1 protein-coding gene and 1 pseudogene are annotated in these 617 nt (G+C 52.0%); both read right to left on the bottom strand.

The window, feature by feature from the left end; all coding sequences use genetic code 11:
• Positions 1-374: pseudogene (locus Xinn_RS21360) on the bottom strand (phage tail protein); the annotation flags it as partial.
• Positions 358-617, bottom strand: a 260-nt coding sequence (locus Xinn_RS21355; protein WP_153043444.1) for a baseplate wedge 1 family protein, incomplete at its 5' end; no start/stop codon positions are given. The gene Xinn_RS21355 and the pseudogene Xinn_RS21360, both read right to left, overlap by 17 nt.

The following is a 617-nucleotide window of genomic DNA, read 5'->3' as shown; positions in this document are numbered from 1 at the left end:
GTGTTGAGGGCATCGGTGATCGATTTCGCAATGCCGATAGCGTCCACAAATAACATCCACTCATTTTGTGAGTTATCCGGTTGCTGTCCTCGCGTCTGCTTTTTCGCCACGTAGAATTTTCCGGCGTGTTGCACAACGGCTGACTGGGGGTACTCTACCGCCTTGTCCCATTCCACGATTCCGCGTTGGGACAGGTACATCATCCATTCATCCGCGCGTTTCCCTAGTGCGTTAAACCACTCCATCGGCGGTTTTCCGGCGGTGCGATCGATGGTGACGCCCCAGCCGCGCAGAATATCCGGGAAGGTTTCCGTTTCACCGGTTTTCGCGTCATTAGCAAATATTTTATAGTCAGGTTTATTGATGATTGACATTGATAATCCTCGTAAATTTTCCGTCACCAAATCCAAAAGCGCGGGTGTCATTAGCCCACCCGAACGGGCGGTCACTGTTCACTACAACGTACTGGTATTTAACGCCTATCGGCCTGCTCAGGATGTCGAGCCGGAGGATGGCGTGTAATCGAAAGGGGGTGAGATAAGCCGCAGGCACCACCACGTTCATGGTCATGTCGTAGTTATCAATCACGAATGACTGGTTGCCCAGCAGGTGCTGGA

The organism is Xenorhabdus innexi, assembly GCF_002632485.1.
GTDB classification, from domain to species: domain Bacteria; phylum Pseudomonadota; class Gammaproteobacteria; order Enterobacterales; family Enterobacteriaceae; genus Xenorhabdus; species Xenorhabdus innexi.
Note: the sequence above shows the minus strand (reverse complement) of the source record. Positions and strands in the feature narration are given on the sequence as shown.